This window comes from Amycolatopsis sp. NPDC051373 (assembly GCF_040689465.1).
Classification (GTDB): domain Bacteria; phylum Actinomycetota; class Actinomycetes; order Mycobacteriales; family Pseudonocardiaceae; genus Amycolatopsis.
Window position 1 is genome coordinate 305,135 of the sequence record NZ_JBFBAE010000003.1, and the last position, 24,546, is coordinate 329,680.

Annotated in this window: 23 protein-coding genes and 1 pseudogene; 12 read left to right on the plus strand and 12 right to left on the minus strand. The window is 72.3% G+C overall.

What is annotated here, in order from left to right:
- Positions 1–2: 2 nt before the first annotated feature.
- The 8 genes from AB0383_RS07485 to AB0383_RS07520 form a co-directional block, all read right to left on the minus strand.
- Positions 3–866 (minus strand): alpha/beta hydrolase, encoded by an 864-nt coding sequence (locus tag AB0383_RS07485; protein WP_364179366.1) that lies wholly within the window; start codon positions 864–866, stop codon positions 3–5.
- On the minus strand, positions 863–2,194 hold the full coding sequence (locus tag AB0383_RS07490; protein WP_366185821.1) for an MFS transporter: 1,332 nt from the start codon (positions 2,192–2,194) through the stop codon (positions 863–865). Before AB0383_RS07490 ends, AB0383_RS07485 begins: the two co-directional genes overlap by 4 nt.
- Before the next feature lie 29 nt (positions 2,195–2,223).
- The gene (locus AB0383_RS07495) at positions 2,224–2,919 is read right to left on the minus strand and encodes a GntR family transcriptional regulator (protein ID WP_364179369.1); all 696 of its coding nucleotides are present in this window, start codon (positions 2,917–2,919) and stop codon (positions 2,224–2,226) included.
- On the minus strand, positions 2,916–3,707 hold the full coding sequence (locus AB0383_RS07500) for an SDR family oxidoreductase (protein WP_364179371.1): 792 nt from the start codon (positions 3,705–3,707) through the stop codon (positions 2,916–2,918). Before AB0383_RS07500 ends, AB0383_RS07495 begins: the two co-directional genes overlap by 4 nt.
- Positions 3,704–4,600, minus strand: coding sequence for an oxaloacetate decarboxylase (locus AB0383_RS07505; RefSeq protein WP_364179373.1), 897 nt, complete (start codon positions 4,598–4,600; stop codon positions 3,704–3,706). Before AB0383_RS07505 ends, AB0383_RS07500 begins: the two co-directional genes overlap by 4 nt.
- A gap of 196 nt (positions 4,601–4,796) precedes the next feature.
- Positions 4,797–5,495: a VOC family protein gene (locus AB0383_RS07510; RefSeq protein ID WP_366185824.1), complete on the minus strand. Its 699-nt coding sequence runs from the start codon at positions 5,493–5,495 to the stop codon at positions 4,797–4,799.
- A 58-nt stretch (positions 5,496–5,553) separates the two neighbouring features.
- Entirely contained in the window at positions 5,554–6,321 is a 768-nt protein-coding gene (locus tag AB0383_RS07515; protein ID WP_364179377.1) for a maleylpyruvate isomerase N-terminal domain-containing protein, read from the minus strand.
- On the minus strand, positions 6,311–6,772 hold the full coding sequence (locus tag AB0383_RS07520; RefSeq protein ID WP_366185826.1) for an SAV_6107 family HEPN domain-containing protein: 462 nt from the start codon (positions 6,770–6,772) through the stop codon (positions 6,311–6,313). Before AB0383_RS07520 ends, AB0383_RS07515 begins: the two co-directional genes overlap by 11 nt.
- A 220-nt stretch (positions 6,773–6,992) precedes the next feature.
- Between AB0383_RS07520 and AB0383_RS07525 the strand changes: the two genes are divergently transcribed.
- Entirely contained in the window at positions 6,993–7,517 is a 525-nt protein-coding gene (locus AB0383_RS07525; RefSeq protein ID WP_366185828.1) for a YbaK/EbsC family protein, read from the plus strand.
- Positions 7,514–8,086 carry a GNAT family N-acetyltransferase gene (locus AB0383_RS07530; RefSeq protein ID WP_364179382.1) on the plus strand — a complete coding sequence of 191 codons (573 nt, stop codon included), beginning with the start codon at positions 7,514–7,516 and terminating at the stop codon, positions 8,084–8,086. Before AB0383_RS07525 ends, AB0383_RS07530 begins: the two co-directional genes overlap by 4 nt.
- Here AB0383_RS07530 and AB0383_RS07535 read toward each other — a convergent pair.
- The 3 genes from AB0383_RS07535 to AB0383_RS07545 all read right to left on the minus strand — a co-directional run bounded on the left by AB0383_RS07535 (position 8,025) and on the right by AB0383_RS07545 (position 11,868).
- Positions 8,025–8,939, minus strand: a complete 915-nt coding sequence (locus AB0383_RS07535; protein ID WP_366185830.1) for an EamA family transporter — start codon at positions 8,937–8,939, stop codon at positions 8,025–8,027. The two genes, AB0383_RS07530 and AB0383_RS07535, sit on opposite strands and share 62 nt — an antisense overlap.
- A 316-nt stretch (positions 8,940–9,255) precedes the next feature.
- Positions 9,256–10,941, minus strand: a complete 1,686-nt coding sequence (locus tag AB0383_RS07540; protein WP_366185832.1) for a DUF885 domain-containing protein — start codon at positions 10,939–10,941, stop codon at positions 9,256–9,258.
- Between the two features lie 42 nt (positions 10,942–10,983).
- Positions 10,984–11,868 (minus strand): methylenetetrahydrofolate reductase, encoded by an 885-nt coding sequence (locus tag AB0383_RS07545; RefSeq protein WP_220238058.1) that lies wholly within the window; start codon positions 11,866–11,868, stop codon positions 10,984–10,986.
- Positions 11,869–11,969: 101 nt separating this feature from the next.
- On the opposite strand from AB0383_RS07545, the gene merB reads away from it, so the two are divergent.
- The 5 genes from merB to AB0383_RS07570 all read left to right on the plus strand — a co-directional run bounded on the left by merB (position 11,970) and on the right by AB0383_RS07570 (position 17,210).
- A complete protein-coding gene (gene merB, locus AB0383_RS07550; RefSeq protein WP_366185835.1) occupies positions 11,970–12,650 on the plus strand; it encodes an organomercurial lyase in 681 nt (226 codons plus the stop codon).
- 281 nt (positions 12,651–12,931) lie between these two features.
- Positions 12,932–14,023, plus strand: coding sequence for a polyprenyl synthetase family protein (locus tag AB0383_RS07555; protein WP_366185837.1), 1,092 nt, complete (start codon positions 12,932–12,934; stop codon positions 14,021–14,023).
- Entirely contained in the window at positions 14,020–15,498 is a 1,479-nt protein-coding gene (gene crtI, locus AB0383_RS07560) for a phytoene desaturase family protein (RefSeq protein ID WP_366185838.1), read from the plus strand. The genes AB0383_RS07555 and crtI overlap by 4 nt, the downstream gene beginning before the upstream one ends.
- A complete protein-coding gene (locus AB0383_RS07565; RefSeq protein ID WP_364179394.1) occupies positions 15,495–16,418 on the plus strand; it encodes a phytoene/squalene synthase family protein in 924 nt (307 codons plus the stop codon). Before crtI ends, AB0383_RS07565 begins: the two co-directional genes overlap by 4 nt.
- Before the next feature lie 3 nt (positions 16,419–16,421).
- On the plus strand, positions 16,422–17,210 hold the full coding sequence (locus AB0383_RS07570; RefSeq protein ID WP_364179396.1) for an LLM class F420-dependent oxidoreductase: 789 nt from the start codon (positions 16,422–16,424) through the stop codon (positions 17,208–17,210).
- A 154-nt stretch (positions 17,211–17,364) separates the two neighbouring features.
- Here the strand turns inward: AB0383_RS07570 and AB0383_RS07575 are convergent, their stop codons facing one another.
- Entirely contained in the window at positions 17,365–17,733 is a 369-nt protein-coding gene (locus AB0383_RS07575; protein ID WP_354863772.1) for an Rv2175c family DNA-binding protein, read from the minus strand.
- A gap of 103 nt (positions 17,734–17,836) precedes the next feature.
- Between AB0383_RS07575 and AB0383_RS07580 the strand changes: the two genes are divergently transcribed.
- The 5 genes and pseudogenes from AB0383_RS07580 to AB0383_RS07600 all read left to right on the plus strand — a co-directional run bounded on the left by AB0383_RS07580 (position 17,837) and on the right by AB0383_RS07600 (position 24,542).
- A complete protein-coding gene (locus AB0383_RS07580; RefSeq protein WP_366185841.1) occupies positions 17,837–19,897 on the plus strand; it encodes a PASTA domain-containing protein in 2,061 nt (686 codons plus the stop codon).
- Positions 19,894–20,103 (plus strand): hypothetical protein, encoded by a 210-nt coding sequence (locus tag AB0383_RS07585; protein ID WP_364179399.1) that lies wholly within the window; start codon positions 19,894–19,896, stop codon positions 20,101–20,103. Before AB0383_RS07580 ends, AB0383_RS07585 begins: the two co-directional genes overlap by 4 nt.
- 46 nt (positions 20,104–20,149) lie before the next feature.
- Entirely contained in the window at positions 20,150–21,652 is a 1,503-nt protein-coding gene (locus AB0383_RS07590; protein ID WP_364179401.1) for an SPFH domain-containing protein, read from the plus strand.
- 3 nt (positions 21,653–21,655) lie between these two features.
- A pseudogene (locus AB0383_RS07595) lies at positions 21,656–22,270 on the plus strand (hypothetical protein); the annotation flags it as partial.
- A gap of 946 nt (positions 22,271–23,216) precedes the next feature.
- Positions 23,217–24,542, plus strand: coding sequence for a wax ester/triacylglycerol synthase family O-acyltransferase (locus tag AB0383_RS07600; RefSeq protein ID WP_366185844.1), 1,326 nt, complete (start codon positions 23,217–23,219; stop codon positions 24,540–24,542).
- The last annotated feature ends 4 nt before the right edge of the window (positions 24,543–24,546 follow it).

Here is a 24,546-nt window from a genome sequence, read left to right on the forward strand (position 1 = left end):
GTCTACTGTGGAGTGTTCCGCGCGGTGAACTCGCGGAACAACCGCACCAGCTCTCGCGGCTGCTCCTCCGGCACCCAGTGCCCGGCTTCGGCCACGACAGCGCCGGTGACGTCGTCGGCCAGCCGGGAGACCGACGCCTCGACCTCGGCGCCCCGGCCCCAGCCGCCCGCGCCACCGACGGCGAGCACCGGCACGGCGATCCGCTGTTCGGCGGCGCGCGCGGCGTTGTCGCGGGCGTCCTGGTCGATCGCGCGGTAGTACTCGAACCCCGCGCTCAACGCCCCGGGCTGCGTGTAGGTACGCAGGTATTCGGCGCGGTCGGCGGGGGTGATCACGTCGGCGCGGTGGCCGTAGTGGTCGTAGAACCAGCCGAGGTAGAGGTCTTCCCGCCCGGCGATCAGCGCTTCGGGCAAGCCGGGCGTCCGGTGGAACTCGTGGTGCCAGCGGCGGCCGCCCTGGTTGATGCCGGGACTGCCGTCGCCGGGGATCGCGACGTCGACGATGGTCAGGGTGCGCACGGGGCCGGGGAACTGCGCGGCGAGGGCGTAGGCCACGAGCCCGCCCCAGTCGTGCCCCATCACGTGGAACCGGTCGGCCCGCAGCTCTTCCCGCATCAAGCGGTCGATGTCCGACGCGACCGTGCGCGTGTCGTACCCGCCCTCGGGCCGCGAGGAGTCGCCGAGCCCGCGCAGGTCGGGGGCGACGATCGTGAAGTCGCCGGCGAGCAGGGGCAGCACGTGGCGCCAGCAGAACCACGTTTGGGGCCAGCCGTGCAGGAGCACCACTGGTTCCCCGTGCCCGGCCGTGACGTAGTGCAGGCGCACGTCGCCCAGGTCGGCGTGGTGGTGGGTGAGGCCGGTGGTCATGCGCCTTCCCCCTCGTCGGCCAGCCGGTAGGTCTCCGGTGCCAGCCGCAGCGCCACGAGCGTGACGACGGCCGTCAGCGCCACGAACACCGAGATCGCGACCGTGGTGCCCAGGGATTGCAGCAGGGACAAGGAAAGCAGGGGCACGAGCCCGCCGAGCGCACCGGTGACCTGGTAGGCGATCGACGCGCCGGTGTAGCGCACCCGAGAGGGGAACAGCTCGGACAGGAACGCGCCCTGGGCCCCGTAGAGCACGCTCCAGGCGACGATGCCGGCGGCGAACGAGAGCACCACCGGTACCGCGGAACCCGTGTCCAGCAAGGGAAAGAACGCGAACGCCCAGCCGGCCATGAGCACCGCGGACACCGCGTAGAGCGGTCGGCGGCCCACGCGGTCGGACAGCGCGCCGGAGCCGAGGATCACCGGCACGGTGAGCGCCGCGCCGATCACGGTGCCGTAGAGACCGTAGGAGCTGGGGATCTTCTTCAGGCTCACGTACGCAAGCCCGACGGTGGTGAAGACGTAGTAGCCGCCGAAGGACACCACAGTCACGCCGATCGCGAGCAGCAAACGTGCCCAGTGGCGGCGCAGGACCTCGGCCACGGGTGACTTCGCGGTGCCCTGGCGCACCTGCATCTGCTGGAACACCGGGGATTCCTCGACGGTGCGACGCAACACGACACCGATCACGATGAGCACGAAACTGAGCAGGAACGGGATCCGCCAGGCCCAGCTCGCGAAGCGGTCGCTGCCGGCGAGGGCGACGGTGCCGAGCACGACGCCGTTGGACAGCAACAAGCCCAGCGGTGAACCGAGCTGCGCGAAGCTCGTCGCCCAGCCGCGGCGGCCTTTCGCCGTGTGCTCCCCGATCAGCAGCACGGCGCCGCCCCACTCGCCGCCGACCGCTGCGCCCTGCAGCACGCGCAAGACCACCAGCAGCAGCGGCGCCCAGTACCCGATGGCCGCATACGGCGGCAGGACACCGATCGCGACCGTGGCGCCGCCCATGATCACGAGCGTGAGCATCAACGTGCGTTTGCGGCCGATGCGGTCACCGAGGTGGCCGAACAACGCGGCCCCGAGCGGGCGGGCGAGGAAGCCGACGGCGAACGTCGAGAGCGCGAGCAGCGTCCCGACACCGGGCGCGGCGGCCGGGAAGAATTGCCGGTTGAAGACCAGCGCGGCGACCGTGCCGTAGACGATGAAGTCGTAGAACTCCAGCGTGGTGCCGATCATGCTGGCGGCGACGACCTTGGCCGGGGCCGAGCCGGGCGGTTCGTCCTCGGCGGGTCTCTGCGGCGTGGGGGCCGTGGAGGATTCGGGGTTCATGGTCGGTCTCCTCGTCGAGTACCGGGGATCTAGTGGGGGGTGGAATCGGAGTAGCCGGTCGTGCCGCGGGCGGGGTCGCGCATCGAGGCGAGCAGCTGGGCCGCGGAGTGGGCCATGATCTCGTCGAACGTGGCCTGGATCCGGGCGGGTTCGCGCGAGCGGATGGCGTCGACGAACACCAGGTGGTCCTCCGCAGCCATCAGCGGAAGGACCAGCGATTCGCCCATGCCGGCGTGGACCGAGAGCATCTGGGTCACGAGGTGCTCCCACGCCTGGGCGAGCGTGTTGTTGCCGGACAGCTTGCACAGCAGCCGGTGGAACTCGAGGTCGAGGCGGATGCGGTCGAGGAACGTGCCGGTGCGGGCGCGGTGCATCTCGTCGACGTGCCGCTCGAGCTGGTCGGCGTAGTCGTCCCACAACGGTGAGCGCGCGATCGCCACGGCCGCGCGCCCTTCCAGCGCGGCGCGCACGTCGTAGATCTCGGTGATGTCGGCGGGGCTGAGCCGGCGCACGAACGTGCCGGTGCGCGGCCGCTGCACCACCAGACCCTGGTCGTGCAGCTCGCGCAGCGCCTCGCGGACGGTGCCGCGGCTGACCTGGAACCGTTCGCTGAGCGCGTTTTCGACCAGCGCGCTGCCCGCGCCCAGCTCGCCGGAGGCGATTTCGGCGCGGAGGCTGTCCACGAGCTGCTGACGCAGCGTCCGCCGTTCGAGGAGCCCGCTCATCGGGTGTTCCCGTGGTAGGCGCTGTTCGTGTTGACGCTGTAACTCTTCTCCGCCGACCAGCCGCCGTCGACGGGCAGCACGGCTCCGGTGATGAAGCCGCTTTCCGGGCTGGACAGGAAAGCCACGGCGTCGGCGACGTCCCGGGCCGTGCCGCCCGCGCCGAGTGGCACGACGGCGGTGAGCGAGTCGACGAAGTCCTTGTCGTGGTAGTAGCTCTCGGTCATCGGCGTGCGGATCGTGCCCGGCGCGACCACGTTCACGCGGATGCGGAAGCGACCCAGATCCGTGGAAAGGTTGCGGGACAGGCCGATGACGCCGTGTTTGCTCGCGGAGTAGGCCGGGCGGTTGCTGATGCCCGTGAGGCCGGCGACCGAGGCGATGTTCACGATGGCGCGGGGTGTTCCGTCCTTTTCGGACACCGCGCGGCGGGCGAACTCACGGCAGGTGAGGAAGGTGCCGGTGAGGTTGGTCGCGAGCACGTCGTCCCACTCGGCCAGCGTGATGTCGAGGATGTTGACGATTTCGCGGACGCCGCCGCTGTTCACGAGCGTGGCCACGGTGCCGAGCTCACGTTCGGCCTCGGCGAAGGCGGCGGCGACGGAACCTTCGTCGCGCAGGTCGCAGTGCAGGCCGAGGTGGCGCTGCCCCGGGCCGCGGGGCAGCTCGGCGGCGGCCGCGGCGGCGTCACCGCGGTCGAGGAGCACGACGTCGTCTCCGCGCGCGGAGAGGCGGGCGCCGATCTCGCGGCCGAAGCCGCCGGCTCCGCCGGTGACGAGGGTGACGGTCATTTCGCCTCGCTCTCGAACTCGGCGATGCCGAGCACGCGTTCGTATTCGGCCAGCGGCATCAGGGTGTCGAGGACGCCGCGAGTGGACCCCTCGTCGCGGATCGCCCGCAGGACCGTGCGGGCGGCCTGCGCGTACGCGAGCGTGGTGGACAGGCACATGATCGCGATCTTGTAACCCAGCTCGCCGAGCTCGGCCGTGTCCCGCAGCGTCCAGGGCCAGACCTCGAACGCGTCGAACAGCAGCGGGACGCCGGGCAGCAGCTTCGGCAGCCGGCGCACCTGGTCCTCGGACCGGACATCCTCCACCATCACCAGGTCGGCGCCCTCCTCGGCGAACGCCTCTGCCCGCCTGAGGGCTTCGGCCTCGTCGCCGAGGGCGAGCGCGTCGGTGCGGGCGATGATGAGGAAGTCGGGGTCGGTGCGGGCCTTCAAGGCCGCGCGCAGCCTCGCGATGGCGTCGTCGAAGGGGACGATCCGGACCCCCTCCATCGCACCGCAGCGCTTGGGCAGGTCCTGGTCCTCGAGGTGGATGCCGGCGACGCCGGCCGCCTCGAATTCGCGCACCGTACGCGCGACGGCGTGCCTGTCGCCGTACCCGGCATCGGCGTCGGCGAGAACCGGGAGCGCGATCGAACCCGTCACCCAGCGTGCCCGCTCGGTCATCTCGTGCCGGTCGGCGAGCCCGACGTCCGGCCGTCCGAGCAAGCCCGCGGAGGCCGCGTTGCCGGACAGGTAAACGGCCTCGAACCCCTCGTCCTGCGCGATCCGCGCCGCGAGCGCGTCATGACACCCGGGGGCCACCACACATCCGGGCCGCGCGAGGAGCTCTCGCATCCGCGCTCGGACGGCGCGGACTTCGTGATCACTGCTGGTCACCATGGGGCTCACTGTCATTGCTCGATGGTGAGGCAGTCAACTGTCGGTTGTCGGACGATGGAACATCGGCAGGGCGGTGACCGCGGAGGTGGTCAGTGGCGGCCGGTTTCACGCGTCGCCGCGGTTCCCAAGCTCTGTTCGTACGCGCCGAAGCCGAACCGAAGTCCGCGCAGAAGTCCACGATCTCGTCCACCAGTGGCCGGTTGGCCGCGGGCTACACGAGCCCGCGCTGTTTTTGATCTTTTCTCCAGACCTGAGGAGTGAGCGAGTACTCGTTGCCCTCGGGATCCGTGGCGTCGGCGGGCTCGTTCGGCGCCGGCGTGCGCAGGGCGGGGCGAAGGCGGTTGCGGCCGCGTTGGGGGTCCGTCGAGAGCAGGAACTCGATCGCCGGTCCGCGAGCCGAAGGGCTGCGCAGGCCGGTGATCTCCGCGTGGGTCGACGTCACCGGCCACCCGATCAACGCCGACCAGAAGGCGGCGAGGCGGGCCGGGTCGGGGGAATCGACGACGAGCGCGGCCAGTGTGCCCGTGTCGGCGTACTCGGGCCGGGGCTCGAGTACGCAGAACTCGTTGCCCTCAGGATCGGCGAGGACGACCCAGGGCACGTCACCCTGACCGACGTCCAGGAGGCGCGCACCGAGCATCCGGGCGTGCGCCACCACCTCGCGCTGGTGGTCGAGGGTGCGGCTGGACAGGTCGAGGTGGAGCCGGTTCTTGTGCGTTTTGGCGGCCGTCTCGGAGACGAAGGTGAGGGCGAACTCGCAGCCGTCGGTGTCCGGGGGCCGTACGACCGGGCCCTCCTGGCGCCAGCCGAGCAGCGCGGCCCAGAACCCCGCGAGGGCGAGGGGCCGCGCTGCGTCGACGGTGAGGTGATCGACGGTGAAGCTGTCGACCGGCCGGCTGGGCGTGGTCATGGGCCGAAGGTAGCGGCGACCACCGACAAGAACCGGGGAAGCTTCCCCACTTTCCGGTTCAGCGGGTGGCCAGCCGCAGCAAGGCCCAGAGTTGGGCGGCCAGGTCGTGGCCGCGCGAGGAGACGACGGCGGTCGGGGCGGCGCGGCCCCACAGCCAGAGGTAGACGTTGGCCGGGTCGCCGCTCACGAGTTCGTCGGCGGACAGGGCCGCCTCGGGCGAGCAGCGCCACGCGTCCATGGTTTCGGGGCCGGCGCGGGCGATCCAGCTGTGCCCGCCCGTCCGGATGCCGACGGTGCCGTGGCGGGTGCCGGTGAGACCGAGCAGGGCGAGCTTGTGGCCGAAGTACAGGGTGAGGGCCTCGTCGACGCCGTCGGTGGCGAGGTCGGCGGGCACAGCCGGGTGGTCGACGCCTGCGGCGCGCTCGGCGTCGACGCGGTGGACGAGCGTTTCGTGGAGCGTGCGGCGGCGCCAGAAGCCGTACGTCGGATCGGCAGCCCACCAGGTGGCCGCGTGGTCGGCCGGGTCGTGGGCGGCCAGCTCGGCGATCAGTGCGTCGCGGCCCGAGGCGTAGTACTCCGCGACCGTTTCGTCTTGGTGCGGCATGCGCTGCCACTGCGCGGGCTTGTGGCCCTCGCGCAGCCAGCCGAGGGTGACGCGGTGGACGCTGCCGACATGGCGCAGCAGCTCCCCCAGCGTCCAGCCGGGGGCCGTGGGCACCGGCGCCTCGGCCGACGCCGCGTGCGCCACCTCCCCCAGCACCCGCGCTTCGATCTCCAGCGCTTCGAGCAACCGGCCGTGGTCGACCGGACCGAGCTCACGCGACATGGGCTTCGCCGGAGATGGGCAGGCCGTGGATCAGCCGGCGGACCAGCTCGAGGAACAGGCCGGTGGCGCGCAGCAGGCTCGCGGCCGACTCGGCCGTGACCTTTCCGGTGATGCCGGCTTCGGCGGCCGCGCGCGTGGCCGAGTTGGCCGCGAAGAAGGCAGACCACTCCTGCAGCTCCGGCGCCACGGCGTCGAGCAGCACCCAGCCGCTGGCCGGACGACCACGGCCCCGGCGCGACCGCCCGCGCACGGCGAGCACCGCCGCCGCACCGCGCAGAGCCGAGAGGTAGGCGCCGATGAACCGCTCGGCGGGATCACGTTCGTTTTCGGCGTCGGCCAGACCGCGCTTGGCCTGGGCGAGCAGGGTGGCCGCCGCCGGGGGTGCCGGCGGGCGCAGCGACAGGGGCAGCTGGGGCTGCCCGGGGTCAGGGGACACGACCGAGACGGACATGACGACCCTCCTCCCGCTCGGGCGAGTCCGGCAGGTGCCCGGCCGCGGGGCGCTTCCCCCGCCCCTCGCCGGACACCTGCCGGTGAACACTCACCGGATGTCGAACGTCTGTTCGAACGATTTCCAGAGTAACCCCCGGTGCCGTGTTCTCTCAACCCCGCCGGTGGAATCCGGGGACGTGGTGCGGGACACGGTGCCGTCGGCGTGGTCTCATAACCGGATGAGCTCCCCCGACCATCCCGCCGTCGCCAAGGTCACAGCCGCTCTGAGCGAAGCCGGCCAGCAGGCCGCCGCCGAGGGTGTGCGCGTGTTGCCGGCCGAGGTCCGCACCGCGGCCCAGGCCGCCGAAGCGCTCGGGGTCGAGGTCGGCGCGATCGCCAACAGCCTCGTGTTCCGCGCCCGCACGGCCGGCGGCGAGGAGACGGCCCTGCTCGCCCTCACCTCCGGCGCGCACCGAGCCGACCCGGCCCGCCTGGCCGCGCTCGCCGGCCTCGCCGAGGTGGGCAAAGCCGATGCGGACTTCGTGCGTGCGCACACCGGCCAGCCCATCGGCGGCGTCGCCCCCGTCGGGCACCCCCGGCGGCTCGTGACGCTCGTGGACACAGCCCTGCGCGCGTACGACGAGGTGTGGGCCGCGGCCGGGCACCCGAAGTCGGTGTTCCCGACGACGTTCGACGGGCTCGTCGAGCTGACCGGGGGCACCCCGGGCGCGCTCGCGGCGGGAGTGGAGGATGGACAGCCGTGACCGCCATGTCCTCCGGGTGTTCCCGATACGTGCAGTTGTCCGCGGACGAGTTCCGCACCCGCCTGCCCGAAGCCCTGGCCATCTACGTGAAGGCCATGCAGTACCCCGAAGGCACGGCCGAGCAGCGCGCGCCGATGTGGCTCACCCACGCGTTGCGCGAGGGCTGGCGCTGCATGGCCGCCCTCGACGCCGACGACGTGCTGCTCGGCCTCGCCTACGGGTACAAGGGCCGCGCCGGGCAGTGGTGGCACGAGCAGGTGCGCCACGGCCTCACCCGCCGCTCCGGCCCCGAGGAGGCCGAGCGGTGGATGAGCGACTACTTCGAGCTCACCGAGATCCACGTGCGCCCCGAGAGCCAGGGCAAGCAGATCGGCGAGGACCTGCTGCGCCGGCTGCTCGACGGCGTTCCGAACGCCCACGTGCTGCTGTCCACGCCCGAAGGCACCAGCCGGGCTTGGAAGCTGTACCGGCGCACCGGATTCGCCGACGTGCTGCGCGACTACCAGTTCACGGGCGACCCGCGTCCGTTCGCGATCCTCGGCCGTCCGCTGCCGCTCGACCCGAAGTAGGTTCCGGGCGCCAGTAGCCGACGGCCAGCGCCGCGGTCAGGAGAGCCGCGCCGCCCCAGGCCTGCGGGCTCAGGTGATCGTGGAGGACGGCGACGGACAGGATCGTCGCCGTGAGCGGTTCGAGCAGCGCCGAAAGCGCGCCGAGCACGGGGTGGGCCGTGGTGAGGCCCTTGAAGTACGCGGCGTACGCCAGCGCTGTCGGCACGACGCCGAAGTAGACGGCGACGAGCAGCACGTCGGGCCGGGCGGGCAGCGCCATGCCCAGCGCGAGGGCGGCCGGGGTGAGCAGGAGGCCGCCGGTGAGGCAGCCGTACGCGGTGGTGGCCAGGGGGTCGTCGACCGGGCGGGTGGTGAGGACGGCGAACCCGGCGGCCGCGGCGAGAGCCAGGACGATGGCGGCGTTCGACGTTTCGGTGTGCGGCTCCCAGGACAGCAGCACCAGGCCGATCAGCGAGCCGACGACCGACAGCACGGTCCAGGACCGCGGTGCCCGGCGCGTCCGGATCGCCGTGGCGATGGTGAGCATGACGGGCGCGGCGCCGATGGTGGTCATGGTCGCCGTGGCGACCGACCCGAGCGCGACGGCGGCGAAGTAGGTCGTCTGGAAGAACGCGAACAACGCGCCGACGACGAGCACGCGCTTGATTTGCGTGCGGGTCCGCGGGATCCCCTTGCCGGACACCGCGATCGCCGCCGCACCCCCCAGCAGCAACCGATACGCGGCGACGGCCAGCGGGTGCAACCCGGCGAGCTGCCCGAGCAACGACCCGGCCAACCCCCCGGTCCCCCACAGCACCCCGGCGACGACGAGCGCGACCGACCCGCGGGCGCGCTCGGACAGGACAACAGACATGGACAACGCTCCAGCGTCGAAGGATTTCGGACATCGACGACGCGGGGCGGTTTTCGTGCGGTTTTTGTGCAGCACCGACCGGCCGCGGGGTCCGGTGGCGGACTCACGCGGCGGAAACCACCCCGCTCAGAGCGAGGGGGGTGGGGTGACGAGGAAGATCCGGTGCACGGGCGGGAGTTTAGGGGGTAGGCGGTGGTGGGGCGATGGGTTTTGGGGTGGAGGAAGGGAAGACGGCGCTTGAAGTCGCCCGGACACGGTGAAGCCCTCCACCGCCACGCAAGGCGCTGGAGGGCTTCACCAAGCCGAACCGGAAAACTCAGTTCAGCAAAGCCAGCTGCTCTCGCAACGTGTCCAGCCCCATCCCGCCCATCTCCAGCGCCCGCGTGTGGAACTGCTTGATGTCGAACGCGTCCCCCAGCCGCCGGCGAGCGTCGTCGCGGGCGGCGAGCCAGAGGCGTTCGCCGAGTTTGTACGCGGGGGCCTGGCCGGGCCAGCCGAGATAGCGGTCGACCTCGTCGCGAACGTGGGCCTGGTCGGTGATGGTGCGCGTGAGCAGGAACTCCAGGCCGAGGTCCGGGGTCCAGCGCGAGCCCTCGTGGAAGCCCGTGCCGCGCGGGATTTCGAGTTCCAAGTGCATGCCGAGGTCGACGACCACGCGGGCGGCTCGGAACAGCTGTTCCGAAAGCATCCCCAGCAGGTTGCCGTCGTCCGACAAGTAGCCGAGTTCCTGCATGAGGCGCTCGGAATACAGTGCCCAGCCTTCGCCGTGGGCGGAGATGAACGTCATCAGCCGCTGGTACTTGTTGAGCGACGCGGCCTGGTTGACGGCGGTCGCGATCTGCAGGTGGTGGCCCGGCACGCCCTCGTGGTACACAGTGGACACTTCGCGCCAGGTGGTGAACTCGTCCTTGTCCGCCGGCAGCGACCACCACATCCGCCCCGGACGGGTGAAGTCCTCGCTCGGCCCGGTGTAGTACGCGCCGACGCCGCCGCCCGGCGGGGCGATGCGGCACTCCAGCGCCATGAGCCGGTCGGGGATGTCGAAGTGCTTGCCGCGCAAGGACTTCAGGGCCTCGTCGGACAGCGACTGCATCCAGGCCTCGAACTGCGGACGCCCGTGCACGCGGTAGCGCGGGTCGGCGTCGAGCACCTCGGCGGCTTCCGCGACGGACGCGCCCGGACGGATCCGCTCGGCCACCGAGCGCATCTCGGTGTCGATGCGGGCGAACTCGTGCCAGCCCCACTCGTACGCCTCGCGCAGATCCAGCTCGGCACCGATGAAGTAGCGCGACCACAGCCGGTAGACGTCCTCGCCCACGGCGTCCTTGGCCGGGGCCCTCGGCGCGAGCTCGGCGCGCAGGAAGCCCGCGAACTCCGCGAACGCCTCGTCGGCCGCGCGGGCGCCCGCCCGCAGGTCGCCGGACAACGCAGCACCCACCTCGCCGGCGCTGCCCACGAGGCCGGTGAAGAAGCTCGGCCCCTCGCCGAGGCCGGCGTAGGTCTCGCACTGCTCGGCGACCTTGCCCACCTGCCGCAGCGCCGACACACGCCCCGCGTCGGCCGCGGTCAGCAGCGAAGCGCGCACCCCCGCGAGCGCGTCGGGCACCTTCTTCAGGCGGGCCGCGATGTCGGCCCACTGCTCGGGCGTGTCCATCGGCATCAGGTCGAACACCATGCGCAGGTCCTGCACCGGGCTCGCGATCACGTTCAGCGCGGCGACGTCGAGGCCGGCGTCGTGGATCTCCACGTCCAGGCCCACGCGCTCGGTGAACACCGCTTTCGCGACCCGCTCTCCCGCGTCGGCCGGCTCGGCGGCGGTGACCTCCGCGAGAGCCTTCGCCGCGAGCGCGGCCCGGGCCGCGTGGCCGGCGGGCGAGTAGTCGGTGAGCTGGTCGTCGTACCCGGCGACGCCGAGCATGGTGGCCGCGACCGGGTCCACGGCCGCGTAGTCGTCGACGTACCGGTCGGAAATCCCGTGCACGCTGTGTTCGGTGGAAGCCATGGGCCGAACCGTACCGGCCAAGGCCCTGCCTGGGGTACGGACTTACGCGCGCGCCGGCACGAGCCCGAGGCGCGTCACCACCTCGCGCGTGGCCTTGGACCGGTTGAACGTGTAGAAGTGCAGGTCCGGCACACCTTCGGCGATCAGTTTCTCACCCAGTTCGGTGACGGCGTCGATCCCGGCCGCGCGGAACGCCTTCGGGTCGTCCGAAAGCGGCTCCAACCGGTCGAGCAGCCGCTGCGACGCGGGCGCCCCGGAGAGCTTGATCGTGGTGTGCAGGGTGCGCAGCGTGGTCAGCGGCATGATGCCGGGCAGCACCAGCGCGTCGCAGCCCGCGGCGGCCACGCGATCGCGCAGCCGGAGGAAGTCCTCGGCCTCGAAGAACAGCTGTGCGATGGCGAAATCGGCCCCGGCGCGGAACTTCCGCACGAGGTACTTGGTGTCCGACTCCAGATCCGGCGAACGCGGGTGGCCGTAGGGGAACGCCGACACGCCGACGCAGAAGTCGCCCAGCGAGCGGATGAGTTCCACCAGCTCCTCGGCGTACGTCAGGCCTTCGGGGTGGGGCACCCAGTCTCCGTAGACCTCGCCGGCCGGGTCACCGCGCAGCGCGAGGATGTTGCGCACGCCGACGGCCGCGTACCAGCCGATCACGTTGCGCAGCTCCGATACCGAGTGGTCGACCGCGGTCAGGTGCGCCATCGGGCAGAGCGTGGTCTCGGTGGCGACGCGGGCGATGCTGCGGATCGTGCCGTCGCGGCTCGAGCCGCCCGCGCCGTAGGTGATCGACATGTACGCCGGGTCGAACGGCTCGAGCTCCCGGATGGAGCGCCACAGCACAGCCTCGTCGGCCTCGTCGCGGGGCGGGAAGAACTCGATGGAGAACCGGGGCCCGTCCCCCTGCAACCGCTCGATCACCGACGTCATGAACGGACATGTTAGTGGGCGAAACCGGACGCTGGGAGCCCCGGCGCGTGGCCTTGGCCACGGGTACCGTCGGACTCGCACCCTCCGGCGAGGAGCCAGTCATGAGCCGCGAAGACGACACCGCCTGGGACGAAGACGTGCGAGTGGCCGTGTACCGGGCCTTCGCCACCCACGGACGCCCGCCCACGGCGCCGGAGCTGGCCGACGCGGCGCACGGTTCACTCGCCGTGGCCAAGCAAGCGCTGCACCGCCTCGCCGACGCCCGCCACCTGGTCCTCGACGAGTGCGAGCACGTGGTGCTGGCGCACCCGTTCGCGGCGATCCCGCTGGGTTTCTCCGTGATGGGCGAGCGCACATTGTGGTGGGGCGGCTGCGCATGGGACTCGTTCGCGATCCCGCACCTCGTGCGCGCCGAGCCCGAAGTACTCGTCGCCACGCGCTGCCCGTGCTGCACCGAGCCCACGGCCCTCGTCGTGAGCCGCGAAGCGCCGCCGGACGGCCCGCAGGTCGCGCATTTCCCCGTGCCGACGGCCCGGATGTGGGACGACGTGCGCCACACGTGTTCCGTGCAGCGCCTGTTCTGCGGCGAGTCCTGTGTGGACGAATGGACCGAGCGCACGGGCATGGCGAAGGGCGCCGTGCTCGACCTCCCGGCCTTGTGGCAGCTGGCCGAGGGCTGGTACGCCGGACGGCTGGAATACGGCTACCAGCGCCGCGAACCGGCCGAAGCCGCCGCGTACTTCGCCGCCGCCGGGCTGCCCGGCGAGTTCTGGACCGGCTGAGCGGGCCCGACGTCGCGGCGGGCCACCCGCTCGACCGGGTGAGCCGAGACCGCAGGCGGTTTCCGGCCGCGCTCGCGGGCCCCGGAGACCCGGCATCGCTTCGGCGGGCGGGACCCGGCGGCCGACGCCCACCACCAGGACGACGCGAGGCCGGGCGGGCCTGAACACCCGCGGGCCCACCGTGACCGGCGCGCGGGCGGTCAGCCGCATCCGGCGTCTCGTGCGCCACATCGGGGGCACCCGGCGCGACCGGCCGGGCCCGCGCCCCGGATGATGGCGGCATGGACGCGCCCGGTTTCGACGACGATCTGCCTGCCCACGTCGAGCGTGCGCTGACCGCGTTCCTCGACCGTGCCGGCGACGAGATCGTGCGCACGGAGCCGAGTGTCGCGGCGGGCATCGACGTGCTGTCGGGCTTCGTGCTGTGCGGTGGCAAGCGCATCCGGCCGACGTTCGCGTGGTGGGGCTGGCGCGGAGCCGGCGGCGCGGCTTCCGGGGAAGCCGCCGAGGGCGCGCTGCAGGTCGTGGCGAGCCTCGAGCTGATCCAGGCGTGCGCGCTGATCCACGACGACCTCATCGACTCCTCCGACTCGCGCCGCGGCAACCCGACCGTGCACGTTGCCTCGGCCAAGGTGCACGCCGACCACGGCTGGCTGGGTTCGCCCGCGACGTTCGGGCTGGCCACGGCGGTGCTCGTCGGCGACCTCGCGCTCGCGTGGGCCGACGACATGTTCGCCGAGGCCCCGCTTCCCGCCGAGACGCTGGCGAAGGCCCGCCCGGCCTGGCGAGCCATGCGCACGGAGGTGCTGGCCGGGCAGTACCTCGACGTCCGCACGCAGGCCGTCGGCGACGCGTCGCCCGAGGCCGCGCTGCGCATCGACCGGCTGAAGACCGCCGCCTACACCGTGCAGCGCCCGCTGCACCTGGGCGCCGCCCTCGCGGGGGCCGACGACCGGCTCGTCGACACGCTGCTCGAGTTCGGCGGCGACGTCGGCGTGGCGTTCCAGCTGCGCGACGACCTGCTCGGCGTGTTCGGCGACCCGTCCGTGACCGGCAAGCCCGCGGGCGACGACCTGCGCGAGGGCAAACGCACCCTGCTCGTGGCCCTGGGCCTGCAGCTGGCCGACGAGCGGGGCGACCGCACCGCCGCCAAGGTGATCGCCGGCGCCATCGGCAAGGCCGACCTGTCCGACACGGCCGTGGAGGCCGTGCGCGAAGCCCTGACCGGCGTCGGCGCCGTCGACGCCGTGGAGCACCGCATCGACGGCCTCACCGCCTCGGCGATGGCCGCCCTCGAGCGCGCGCACCTGGCCGAGCCGGCTCCGGCCGCGCTGGCCGACCTCGTCGGCAAGGCGACGCGGCGGACCTCGTGACCAAGACCGTCTCCGGGCCCACCGACCACGTGGTGGTGGTCGGAGCGGGTCTGGCCGGCCTTTCGGCGTCGCTGTACCTGCTCGGCGCGGGCCGCCGCGTGACACTGCTGGAACAGGGCAAGGTGCCAGGCGGGCGCGCCGGGCAGCAGGACTTCGGCGCCAACGCCGTGGACACCGGCGCGAGCGTGCTGACCATGCCGGAACTGGTGGACGAGGCGCTGCACGCCGTCGGCGAATCGCTGGCGGACACACTGCCGCTCACCCGCCTCGACCCCGCCTACCACGCCCGCTTCGCCGACGGCAGCACGCTTGCGCTGCGTACCGACGGCGAGGCGATGGAAGCCGAGATCCGCGCGTTCGCCGGCGCCGCCGAAGCCGCCGGTTATCGCGCACTGCGGCGCTGGCTCACCGACCTGTACGCGGCGCAGAAGGACCACTTCATCGGCGCCAACTTCGATTCACCGCTCGACCTCGCGCGCCCGGAGCTGGTGAAGCTCGCCGCGCTGGGCGGTTTCGGGCGGCTCGGCCCGAAAATCGCCCGGTTCCTGCGCGACGAACGCGTGCGCCGGCTGTTCTCCTTCCAGGCGCTCTACGCGGGGCTGGACCCGGCGCGGGCGCTCGGCGCGTACGGCGTGATCGCGTACATGGACACCGTCGGCGGCGTCTACTACCCGCACGGCGGCATGGGCGCGGTCGCGCGCGCGATGGCCGCGGCCGCCGCGAAAGCGGGCGCCGACCTGCGTTTCGGTACCGAAGCGGCGTGGCTGGAACGGGTGTCGTCGCGGGTGCGGGCCGTGCGCACGCGCTCGGGCGAGCGGATCGAGTGCGACGCGGTGGTGCTCGCCACCGAGCTCGGCACCGCGTACCGGCTGCTGGGCGCCCGGCCCAGCCGCGTGCTTCCGTTGCGCTACTCGCCTTCGGCCGTGGTCCTGCACGGGCGCGCGAAACGGTCGTGGCCGCAGCTCGGGCACCACACGATCTTCTTCGGCCGCGCCTGGGACCGGACGTTCGCCGAGATCGTGCGCGAGGGTCGGCTGATGAGCGATCCTTCGCTGCTCGTCACGCGTCCCACCGCGACGGAACCGGGGCTGGCGGGCGACGGCGGCGAAATCGTGTCGGTGCTCGCGCCCGCGCCGAACCTGCGCCGCGGGCGCATCGACTGGCCGCGCGTCGGCCCCGCCTATCGCGCGGAACTGCTGCGCACGCTGGAATCGCGCGGGCTCACGGGGTTCGCCGACGAGTTCACCGTCGACGAGGTCGTGACCCCCGCCGACTGGGCCGCACGCGGAATGTCCGCGGGCACACCGTTCTCGCTCGCCCACACGTTCACCCAGACCGGCCCGTTCCGGCCCGCCAACCTCGTGCGGGCCGCGGGCAACGTGGTGCTCGCCGGCTGCGGCACCACCCCCGGCGTCGGCATCCCGCCGGTGCTCATCTCCGGACGTCTCGCCGCGGAAAGGATCACCGGCCGGTGACAGAACTGGACGCCGCCGGCATCTCGGACCCCGGCCTGCGCGCCGCGTACACCGAATGCCGCCGCATCAACGCCCACCACGGCCGCACGTTCTTCCTCGCCACCCGGCTCCTGCCGGCGCGCGCCCGGCCGGCCGCGCACGCGCTGTACGGCTTCGCGCGCATGGCCGACGAGCTCGTGGACAACCCCGAACCCGGCACCGATCCCAAGGCGGCGCTGGACGAAGTGGCCGGGATGGTCGACGAGGTCTACGAAGGCGGCGCGCCCGCCGATCCGGTGCCGGCCGCGCTCGCCGACACCGTGCGCCGCTACGGCATCCGGCGTGAGCTCGTGGACGCGTTCCTGCACTCGATGCGGATGGACCTCACCGTCACCGAGTACGCCACCTACGCGGATCTGGCGGAGTACGTCCACGGTTCGGCGTGCGTGATCGGGCTGCAGATGCTGCCGGTGTTCGGCACCGTCGTTCCCTTGGCGGAAGCCGAACCCAGCGCCGCGGCGCTCGGGGAAGCGTTCCAGCTGACGAATTTCTTACGGGACATCGGTGAAGACCTCGACCGCGGCCGGCTTTACCTTCCCGTTGAAGAACTTTCGGTGTTCCGCGTGGATCGCGAACTGCTGGTGGAAACGCGCCGGCGCGGGCTGCCCGACCCGCGCGTGCGGCGCGCGCTCGCCGTCGCGGTGTCGCGCGCCCGCGCAGTGTACCGGCGCGCCGAAGCCGGAATTCCGTTGCTGCGTCCCGAATCCCGGCCCTGTGTGCGCACGGCGATCACGCTGTACGAAGGCATCCTCGACGAGATCGAGGCGCTGGACTACGACGTGCTCAACCGGCGCGCGGTCGTCGGCAAGGGCCGCCGGCTGGCCGTGGCTCTGCCGCGGCTGCTCACTGTGTGGGCCCGCGGCCGCGTGCGTAGGCTCTGAGCCATGACTTCCGCTTCGAACCGGCGTCTGCGAGTCGGGCTCCAGCTCCAGCCGCAGCACGCCGACTACGACACCATCCGCCGCACCGCCTCGGCGGCCGAGGACATCGGCGCCGACATCGTCTTCAACTGGGACCACTTCTACCCGCTCTACGGCGATCCCGACGGCATGCACTTCGAGTGCTGGACCATGCTCGGCGCCTGGGCGGAGTCGACGTCCCGCGTCGAGATCGGCGCGCTGGTGACGTGCAACAGCTACCGCAACCCGGAGCTGCTCGCGGACATGGCCCGCACCGTCGACCACATCTCGGGCGGCCGGCTCATCCTCGGCATCGGCTCGGGCTGGTTCGAGAAGGACTACGACGAGTACGGCTACGAGTTCGGCACCGCCGGCGGGCGCCTCGACAACCTCGCCGAGTCGCTGCCGCGCATCGAATCCCGCCTGGGCAAGCTGAACCCGGCGCCGACGCGCAAGATCCCCGTGCTCATCGGCGGTGGCGGCGAGAAGAAGACCCTCAAGCTCGTGGCCAAGCACGCCGACATCTGGCACGGCTTCGGCGATCCGGAGGTCGTCGAGCGCAAGGTGAAGATCCTTGACCAGCACTGCGCGGATCTCGGCCGCGACCCGCTCGAGATCGAGCGCTCCTGCGGTGTGCAGGGCGACCCGGACGAGCTCGGCCCGAAGCTCGTCGAGCTGGGCGTGAGCACGTTCACCGTGGGCGTCGGCGGTCCCGACTACGACCTCACGGCCCTCAAGAACTGGGTCGCCTGGCGCGACAAGCAAAACGGCTGACGCACGAAGTTCCCCGAAGGCCTCCTCGCGCGAGCGGGGAGGCCTTCGGGCGTTTCGGACAGAAGTTTCGGACAGCGGACACGGCGGCCGTCGGCAGGCCGTGATCGATCACCCCGCGTGGTCGGACCGGCGCGGAGCGAATCAGGCGAAAAGCCTAGAAAGCCATGGCCTGGGCGCGCCGCTTCACCTCGGTGCCGTGGCTCGTCCGCAGCGCGTTGACGGGTGTCATGCCCGGCAGCGTGTCGTCGGCCGCGAAGAGCCAGCGCAGCATCTCGGTGCGGCTGAACCCCGAGTCCGCGAGCACCGTGATGGTGCCCGCCAGGCCCTTGACCACTCCGTCTTTGACGAAGAAGTCGCTGGGCACGCACAGGTCGCCTTTGCGGCGCACGGCGATCAGATGACCGTCGCGCAGCATCTGGCGCACTTTGTTGGACGAGATCCCGAGCACGGCCGCCACCTGATTCAGGGGAAGGACGGTGACAGCGGAGTCGAGGACGTCATCGGCGACAGGAATCCCACTCACACGTGACACTGTGCCACATTCGGCCGGTTTCCCGACTGGTACGCACGGGTGACCCGCCGCCTCACCTCACCCGCGCGGGCGTGATTCCGTACGATAACCAGCCGTGACACGCACGCACCCCAGCCTCGTCGGCACGCTGCTCGAACGCCGCTACCGCGTGGACAGGCTGCTCGCCCAGGGCGGGATGTCGTCGGTCTACCGGGGGATGGACACCCGGCTGGACCGCGCGGTCGCGATCAAGATCATGGATCCCCGCTTCGCCGACGACCGCTCGTTCGTGGACCGTTTCGTGCGCGAAGCGCGTTCGGCCGCCCAGTTGCACCACCCGAACGTGGTGGCCGTGCACGACCAGGGCTTCGACGTCCCGCCCGGCGAGGACGCGGGGCTCGCCTTCCTCGTGATGGAGCTCGTGGACGGCGGGACGCTGCGCGACCTGCTGTCCGAGCAGGGCAAGCTCGACGTCGCGCTCGCGCTGAGCATCGCCGAGCCCGTGCTGTCGGCTCTGGCCGCCGCGCACGCCGCCGGGCTGGTGCACCGCGACGTGAAGCCCGAGAACGTGCTCATCGGCCGCAGCAGCGGCGCCCTGTCGGGCGGCGTGGTCAAGGTCGGCGACTTCGGCCTGGTGCGCGCGGTCGCCAGCGCGGGCACCACGAGCTCGAGCGTCATCCTGGGCACCGTCGCCTACCTCTCGCCCGAGCAGGTCACCACGGGCGTCACGGGCGCCCGCGGCGACGTGTACTCGGCCGGGATCCTGCTGTACGAGATGCTCACCGGCCAGGCGCCCTACACCGGCGACACGGCCCTGTCGGTCGCCTACCGGCACGTGAACGACGACGTGCCGCGCCCCGGCGAGCTGCGGCCGGACCTGCCGCCCGCGCTCGACGACCTCATCCTGCGCGCCACCCGCCGCGACTCCGAGCTGCGCCCGGCCGACGCCGGCGTGTTCCTGGCCGAGCTGCAGGCCGTGCGCGCGGAGCTGGGCCTGCCGGTCGTTCCCGTGCCCGTGCCCCCGCCGCCGGACGGCGACCGCATGTCCGACACCGAGCGCACCATGCCGCGCATCCCGGTGACCGAGCAGACGATGCCGGTCTCGGGTCCGCAGGGCACGCGCGCACTGACCCGGGCGGTCCCGGCCGGGCCGCCGCCGTCGCCGCCCACGGGCCAGCCGATGCCGACGCAGCAGGTCGCGGTGCCCCCGCCGGCCACCCCGCCTCCGCCGCGTCGCCCGCGTCCGCCGGCCGACGAGCCGAAACCGCGGGACCGGCGGAAGATGTTCGCCCTGATCGCGGTGGGCGTGCTCGTGCTGGGCGGGCTGATCGGGGCGTTCGCGTTCATCCTCAGCGAGTCGGCGCCCACCACGTCGGCCGTGCCGAAGCTCGTGGGCCTGACGCAGGCCGAGGCCGGCGACAAGCTGCGCGCGGCGAACCTGACGCCGCAGTACAGCCAGGAGTTCAGCAACACCGTGCCGGCCAACACCGTGGTCAAGGTGACGCCGGCCGAGGGCACGCAGCTGGAGAAAGACGCCAACGTCTCCGTCGTCGTGTCCAAGGGCAAGCCGGTGGTGCCCAACATCCAGGTCGGCACCTCGCTGGCCGACGCGACGAAGGCGATCCAGGGCCAGCAGCTCACCGTCACGCAGGGCACACCGGCGTTCAGCGACACCGCGCCCCAGGGCACCGTCGTGAGCGTGAGCCCCGCGGCCGGCACGCCGGTGAACATCGGCGGCCAGGTCACCGTGGTCCTGTCGAAGGGTCCGGAACCGCTCCCGCCGGTGCCCGACGTCACGGACCGGCCGAAGGACGAGGCGTTCCAGCTGCTGCAGCAGGCCGGCTTCCAGCCGGTGGACGGTGGCGAGGAGTTCTCGCAGACGATTCCGGCCGGCGGCGTCACCCGGACGGACCCGCCGGCGAACTCGCCGGGCAGCAAGCAGGTGAGGGTCTTCGTCTCCAACGCCGTGCAGGTGCCCGACGTGCGGTTCAAACAGTTCGACGAGGCCGAGCAGATCCTCAAGCAGGCCGGGCTCGATGTCGACAAGCAGGGGGGCGGTGGTGGCCGCGGCCACGGTGGCGGCGGCGGCTTCAACTTCGTCTTCCAGCAGGACCCGCAGCCGGGTTCGCTGGTGCCGAAGGGCACGAAGGTGAAAATCCGGGGCTTCGGCGGATGATCGGCAACCGAGGCCGCGTCACGGGCGCCGTCGGCCCCGGCCTGATCGGAGAGGTGCTGCTCAGCGTCCGCGGCGGCACCGAGGCCTTCTACGCCTACGCGGCCGACCCCGAAGTGAGCTTCCCGAGCGGCACTCAGGTCCTTGTGGTGGATTTCGAACCCCCGCGGACGGTTTACGTTGAACGGTGGCAACCGCTGAAGCCTTAGCGGCGTCGAAGAGCTACCAACAACCGAAATCGGGCTGCGAGGGGTTATGGAAATCTGGCTCATCGTCGCGATCGCGGTGATAGCCGTGATCGTGCTCTTCGGGCTTCTGCGAATCCTGTACAAGGTCGCGGAGCCGAACGAAGCGCTCATCATCTCCGGGTGGGGGATCCGGGTGGAGCGCACCGAGACCGCCGACAGCCTCGGGTTCAAGATCGTGACCGGCCGGGGTGTCAACGTGATTCCCGGCTTCCAGACCGCGCGACGGCTCTCGCTCGACACACGCGGCGTCAACCTGCAGGTGTCCTGCGTGACCAAGCAGGGCCTGCCCGTGACCGTGCGCGCGGTGGTCATCTACAAGGTGGGCGACGACTACGCCTCCATCGCCAACGCCGCCCGCCGCTTCCTCGACCAGCAGAAGGGCATGAACGACACCATCCACGAGCTGTTCTCGGGCCACCTGCGCTCGATCGTGGGCGGGCTGACCATCGAGGAGATGATCCACAACCGCGACGCGTTGACCGGCGAGGTCCGCCAGTCGTCGGCCACGGAGATGATCAAGCTGGGCCTGATCGTCGACTCGCTGCAGATCCAGGAGATCGACGACGAGTCCGGCTACATCCTCAACCTCGGCAAGCCGCACGCCGCGGCCATCGCGGCCGCGGCCCGCATCGCCGAGGCGCAACGCGACCAGGAGGCCACGCAGGCCGAGCAGGTCGCCGCCGCGCAGAACGCGGGCGCGATGCGGGAGAGCCAGATCAAGCAGGCCGGCTACCAAGCCGAGGTCGACCAGGCCAAGGCGAAGGCGAGCCAGTCGGGCCCGCTGGCCGAGGCGACGGCGCGGCAGGAGGTCGTGGTCCAGGAGACGCGGGCGGCCGAGCTGGAGGCCGCGCTGGCCGAGCAGCGGCTGCAGTCGCAGGTCCGCAAGCCGGCCGACGCGAAGGCGTACGAGACGCGCACGACGGCCGACGCCGACCGCGACGCCCAGATCGCCCGCGCGCAGGCCGAGGCGAAGGAGACCGAGCTGCGGGCCGCGGCCGACGCGACGCGCGTGAAGACGGCCGCCGAGGCGGAGGCGCAGGCCACGAAGGCCCGGGCCGAGGCGTCGGCGGGGGCCACGCGCGCCACCGGTGAGGCCGAGGCGGCGGCCGCCCAGGCTCGCGGTCTGGCGGAGGCGCAGGCCGCGAAGGCGCGGGGTCTCGCGGAGGCCGAGTCGGCCCGGGCTCGCGGTCTGGCGGAGGCCGAGTCCATCAAGGCGCGGGCGGCGGCACTGGCGGAGAACCAGGAAGCTGTGGTAGCACAACAGCTGGCCGAACGTTGGCCGGAAATCGTCGAGGCCGGCGCGCAGGCGTTCGGTAACGTCGACCACATGGTGGTCCTGAACGGCGCGGACGGGATGTCGGACATGTTCACCAAGGCGTTGTCGCTCGGCGGAACGGGCCTCGGCCTGGCCCGCCAGCTGATGGACGCCATGGGCAGCCCCTCGAAGCCCTCGGCCGCCACGGGCTCGGAGCAGGCGCTGTCGAACGGCGACCTCTCCCCGCGCGAGTAGCCCATGAGCTTCTTCACGGACGGTCCTCGTGAACGCCCCCTGTTCCCCGTGCGGGAGCAGGAGCTGTTCGGCTACGAGGGCCGTCCGTGGATGGGCCCGCCGAACGACCACATCGTCCCGGCGCTCCTGCCGTGGGCGCGGCCGCTCGGCCGTTCCGAACGCACGATCGTCGCCCTGCGCGGCATCGAAGTCTGGCCGGAAGCCCTGACGCTGCGCCTGGCGGTGTACTCGCGCGACAGCCTGCAGGAGAGCCGCAGCGGCTCCCTCATCGACCACCGGCGGATCCCGGACTACAACGCGCTGCTCGTCGGCGTGCTGTACCCCGACGGGAGCCGCGGCAGCTCCGAATCGATCTCGGTACCGTCCGCTTCGGAGCCCGCGCAGCCGGTCCTGCGCGCCGTGGGTGGCGGCGGGACGCAGTTCCACCTGGACCACCAGATCTTCGTGTGGCCGTTGCCGGGGGACGGGCCGTTCACGCTGGTGATCCAGTGGCTCGACCGGGACATCAAGGAAACGCACACGGAGCTGGACGGCGCGGCGATTCGGACGGCGGCGGCCGACGCCGGGGAGTTGTGGCCGGGGCTGCCGAAACGGCCGGGTCACGGGGTGAGGTTGCGGCACACGGGGGTGTCGGGTGAGGCTGCTCCTTCGGCTTCGGCGGACGAAGGTGTCCCGCCGGTGCGGTCAGCCGGGTCCGCCGGGTCGCTGCCGCGCCGTGCCGGCACCGGTTCCGACAGCGGCGAACCCCTTCCCCGCCGCGACGCTGCCGCACCTGGCGAGCCCTTCCCCAACCGCAACGCCTTCGGCGCTGCCGAGGGCCGGGGCCCGGCAGCCGCACCCCGCGCCGCCGGCCCCACCTCCAGCGGCGGTTTCGGCAGTGTGGCGACCACCCAGCCCGTGACCGCACCCGGCGAGCCTTCGCCTCCGCGGTCTCCCTCGGTGCTGCTCCCACACTTGGCCGAAGCGTCTCTGCTCCCCCGCCACAACGTCGCCCTCGGTCCCGACCGCCCGGCGCCGCGTCCACCGGGCACGGCCGCGCCCCTCCCCCGACGCACCCCCAGCACCCGCGCCGACAGCACGCCCACCGCACACCCTCCGGCCGGCCTCGCCGCGCTGCTGGCGCAGTCCGCACTCCCGCCGGCGGCGTCCGAGCAGCCACCGCAGTCACTCGGCGAGCCCGCACCGCTTCCCCCACGCAGCACCGACGTCGGCGACAGCCCCACGATCGCGCTGGCCATTCCCGAAACAGCCGAGCCGCTGCCGCAACCGGCACCGCGCACGGCCGGTGAAGGCTCGCCACTCCCCCAGCCGTCCCAGCCGCCGCCCCCGGCCGCCGAAGCGCCCACCGTGGCGCACCCCCTGCCGTTGCCGCAGCCGTCCCGGCCCGCGAAGGAGGAGAAGCCGGCACGGGGAGGGTGGGTGCGGCGCTGGGGTGCGCGTGACCCGGGTGAGTGAAACCGCGGGTCGTTAGCGCCCGCGAAACACGGTGACCACCCTCCTGTCATGTCAAGGTGGTGTCGTGGGGCGCAGCCCACCCCTGCCCTGCCGCACGAGGACGGTCGAGATGGTTCGTACCCCGCTCAGCCCGCTCGACGTCGCGTTCCTGTGCCTGGAAAGCGAAACCGCGCCAATGCACATGGGTGCGGTACTGGTGTTCACCTCTCGCGGGCGAGCCGACGGCGCGGAGCTCGCGGCGCTGCTGGCGTCGCGCGCGGAGAAAATGCCGCAGCTGCGCCGAAAAACGCGGACCGAGCTGTTTCCGCCCGGTTCCGCGACTTGGTCGGATGATCCGGATTTTGTTGCGGCGCAACACATCCACCACCACGAGCTGAGCACACTGTACGACCCCGACCCGCTCACGGACTTCGCCGCGCGGTGGATCGCCGAGCCGCTCGACACAAGCCGTCCGTTGTGGGATCTGACCGTGGTGACCGGGCTGCCCCAGGGTGGTTTCGCGGTGCTGCTCAAGTTGCACCACGCCCTCACCGACGGTGAAGGCGCGTACGCGGTGACCGTCGGCCTGCTCGACGGCCTGGCCGTCGCGGACCGCACCCTCGCCCGCGCGTCCGGGCCGGCGCCGATCCCGCGGCCGCGTTCGGCGCTGCACAGCGTGAAAGACAGCGTGAAAGGCACCCTCGCGCACGCCGGGGAGACGGCCGGGATCGCGACCTCGCTCGTCCGCGCGGCGCGGCCGCCCCTGTCACCCGTGTCGGCGCCCGCGTCGGCCGAGCGTCGCCTGGGGTTCGTGCGGCTGCCCACCGCCGACATCCGCCGCATCCGCCGCGCGCACGGCGGCACCGGCAACGACGTCGTGCTCGCCGTGCTGGCCGGGGCGCTGCGCGAGTGGCTGGTCAACCGCGGCAAACGCGCCGACGGGCGCACGCTGCGGGCCCTGATCCCGGTGAGCATGCGCGGCCGTTCGGGCGGCCAGGTCGGCGGCAACAAACTGTCCGGCTACCTGTGCGACCTGCCGATCGGCGAGGACGACCCCGTCGAGCGCCTGAACCTGGTGCGCCGCGCGATGGCCCGTAACAAGGCCGGCGGCCCGGCCCGCGGCGCCGGCGCGTTTCCGCTGCTCGCCGACCGCGTTCCCACGGTCCTGCACCGCCTCGGCACGAAAACGGCCGGGCTGGCCGCGCCGCTGCTGTTCGACCTGGTCGTGACCACCGTGCCGCTGCCGGCCGCCCGCCTCACCCTCGCGGGCGCGCCGCTGGCGCAGGTGTACCCGTTCGTGCCGCTGGCCCCGCGCCACGCCGTGGGCATCGCCGTCGCCACCTACCGCGACGGCGTCCACATCGGACTCCAGGCGAACGCCGAGGCCGTCCCTGACCTCGGCGGCCTGCGCGACGCGGTCCTGAAGTCCACCGCGGCGCTGTTGAACACCGTTTAGGGAC

What these genes read in the sequence shown, in the direction of transcription:
- AB0383_RS07495 (WP_364179369.1), bottom strand. Translation starts at nt 2,919, where the DNA reads ATGAGCGGGCTCCTCGAACGGCGGACGCTGCGTCAGCAGCTCGTGGAC.
- AB0383_RS07485 (WP_364179366.1), bottom strand. Translation starts at nt 866, where the DNA reads ATGACCACCGGCCTCACCCACCACCACGCCGACCTGGGCGACGTGCGC.
- AB0383_RS07490 (WP_366185821.1), bottom strand. Translation starts at nt 2,194, where the DNA reads ATGAACCCCGAATCCTCCACGGCCCCCACGCCGCAGAGACCCGCCGAG.
- AB0383_RS07510 (WP_366185824.1), bottom strand. Translation starts at nt 5,495, where the DNA reads ATGACCACGCCCAGCCGGCCGGTCGACAGCTTCACCGTCGATCACCTC.
- AB0383_RS07520 (WP_366185826.1), bottom strand. Translation starts at nt 6,772, where the DNA reads ATGTCCGTCTCGGTCGTGTCCCCTGACCCCGGGCAGCCCCAGCTGCCC.
- AB0383_RS07515 (WP_364179377.1), bottom strand. Translation starts at nt 6,321, where the DNA reads ATGTCGCGTGAGCTCGGTCCGGTCGACCACGGCCGGTTGCTCGAAGCG.
- AB0383_RS07590 (WP_364179401.1), top strand. Translation starts at nt 20,150, where the DNA reads ATGGAAATCTGGCTCATCGTCGCGATCGCGGTGATAGCCGTGATCGTG.
- merB (WP_366185835.1), top strand. Translation starts at nt 11,970, where the DNA reads ATGAGCCGCGAAGACGACACCGCCTGGGACGAAGACGTGCGAGTGGCC.
- AB0383_RS07600 (WP_366185844.1), top strand. Translation starts at nt 23,217, where the DNA reads ATGGTTCGTACCCCGCTCAGCCCGCTCGACGTCGCGTTCCTGTGCCTG.
- AB0383_RS07535 (WP_366185830.1), bottom strand. Translation starts at nt 8,939, where the DNA reads ATGTCTGTTGTCCTGTCCGAGCGCGCCCGCGGGTCGGTCGCGCTCGTC.
- AB0383_RS07585 (WP_364179399.1), top strand. Translation starts at nt 19,894, where the DNA reads ATGATCGGCAACCGAGGCCGCGTCACGGGCGCCGTCGGCCCCGGCCTG.
- AB0383_RS07555 (WP_366185837.1), top strand. Translation starts at nt 12,932, where the DNA reads ATGGACGCGCCCGGTTTCGACGACGATCTGCCTGCCCACGTCGAGCGT.
- AB0383_RS07525 (WP_366185828.1), top strand. Translation starts at nt 6,993, where the DNA reads ATGAGCTCCCCCGACCATCCCGCCGTCGCCAAGGTCACAGCCGCTCTG.
- AB0383_RS07545 (WP_220238058.1), bottom strand. Translation starts at nt 11,868, where the DNA reads ATGACGTCGGTGATCGAGCGGTTGCAGGGGGACGGGCCCCGGTTCTCC.
- AB0383_RS07500 (WP_364179371.1), bottom strand. Translation starts at nt 3,707, where the DNA reads ATGACCGTCACCCTCGTCACCGGCGGAGCCGGCGGCTTCGGCCGCGAG.
- AB0383_RS07540 (WP_366185832.1), bottom strand. Translation starts at nt 10,941, where the DNA reads ATGGCTTCCACCGAACACAGCGTGCACGGGATTTCCGACCGGTACGTC.
- AB0383_RS07570 (WP_364179396.1), top strand. Translation starts at nt 16,422, where the DNA reads ATGACTTCCGCTTCGAACCGGCGTCTGCGAGTCGGGCTCCAGCTCCAG.
- AB0383_RS07505 (WP_364179373.1), bottom strand. Translation starts at nt 4,600, where the DNA reads ATGACAGTGAGCCCCATGGTGACCAGCAGTGATCACGAAGTCCGCGCC.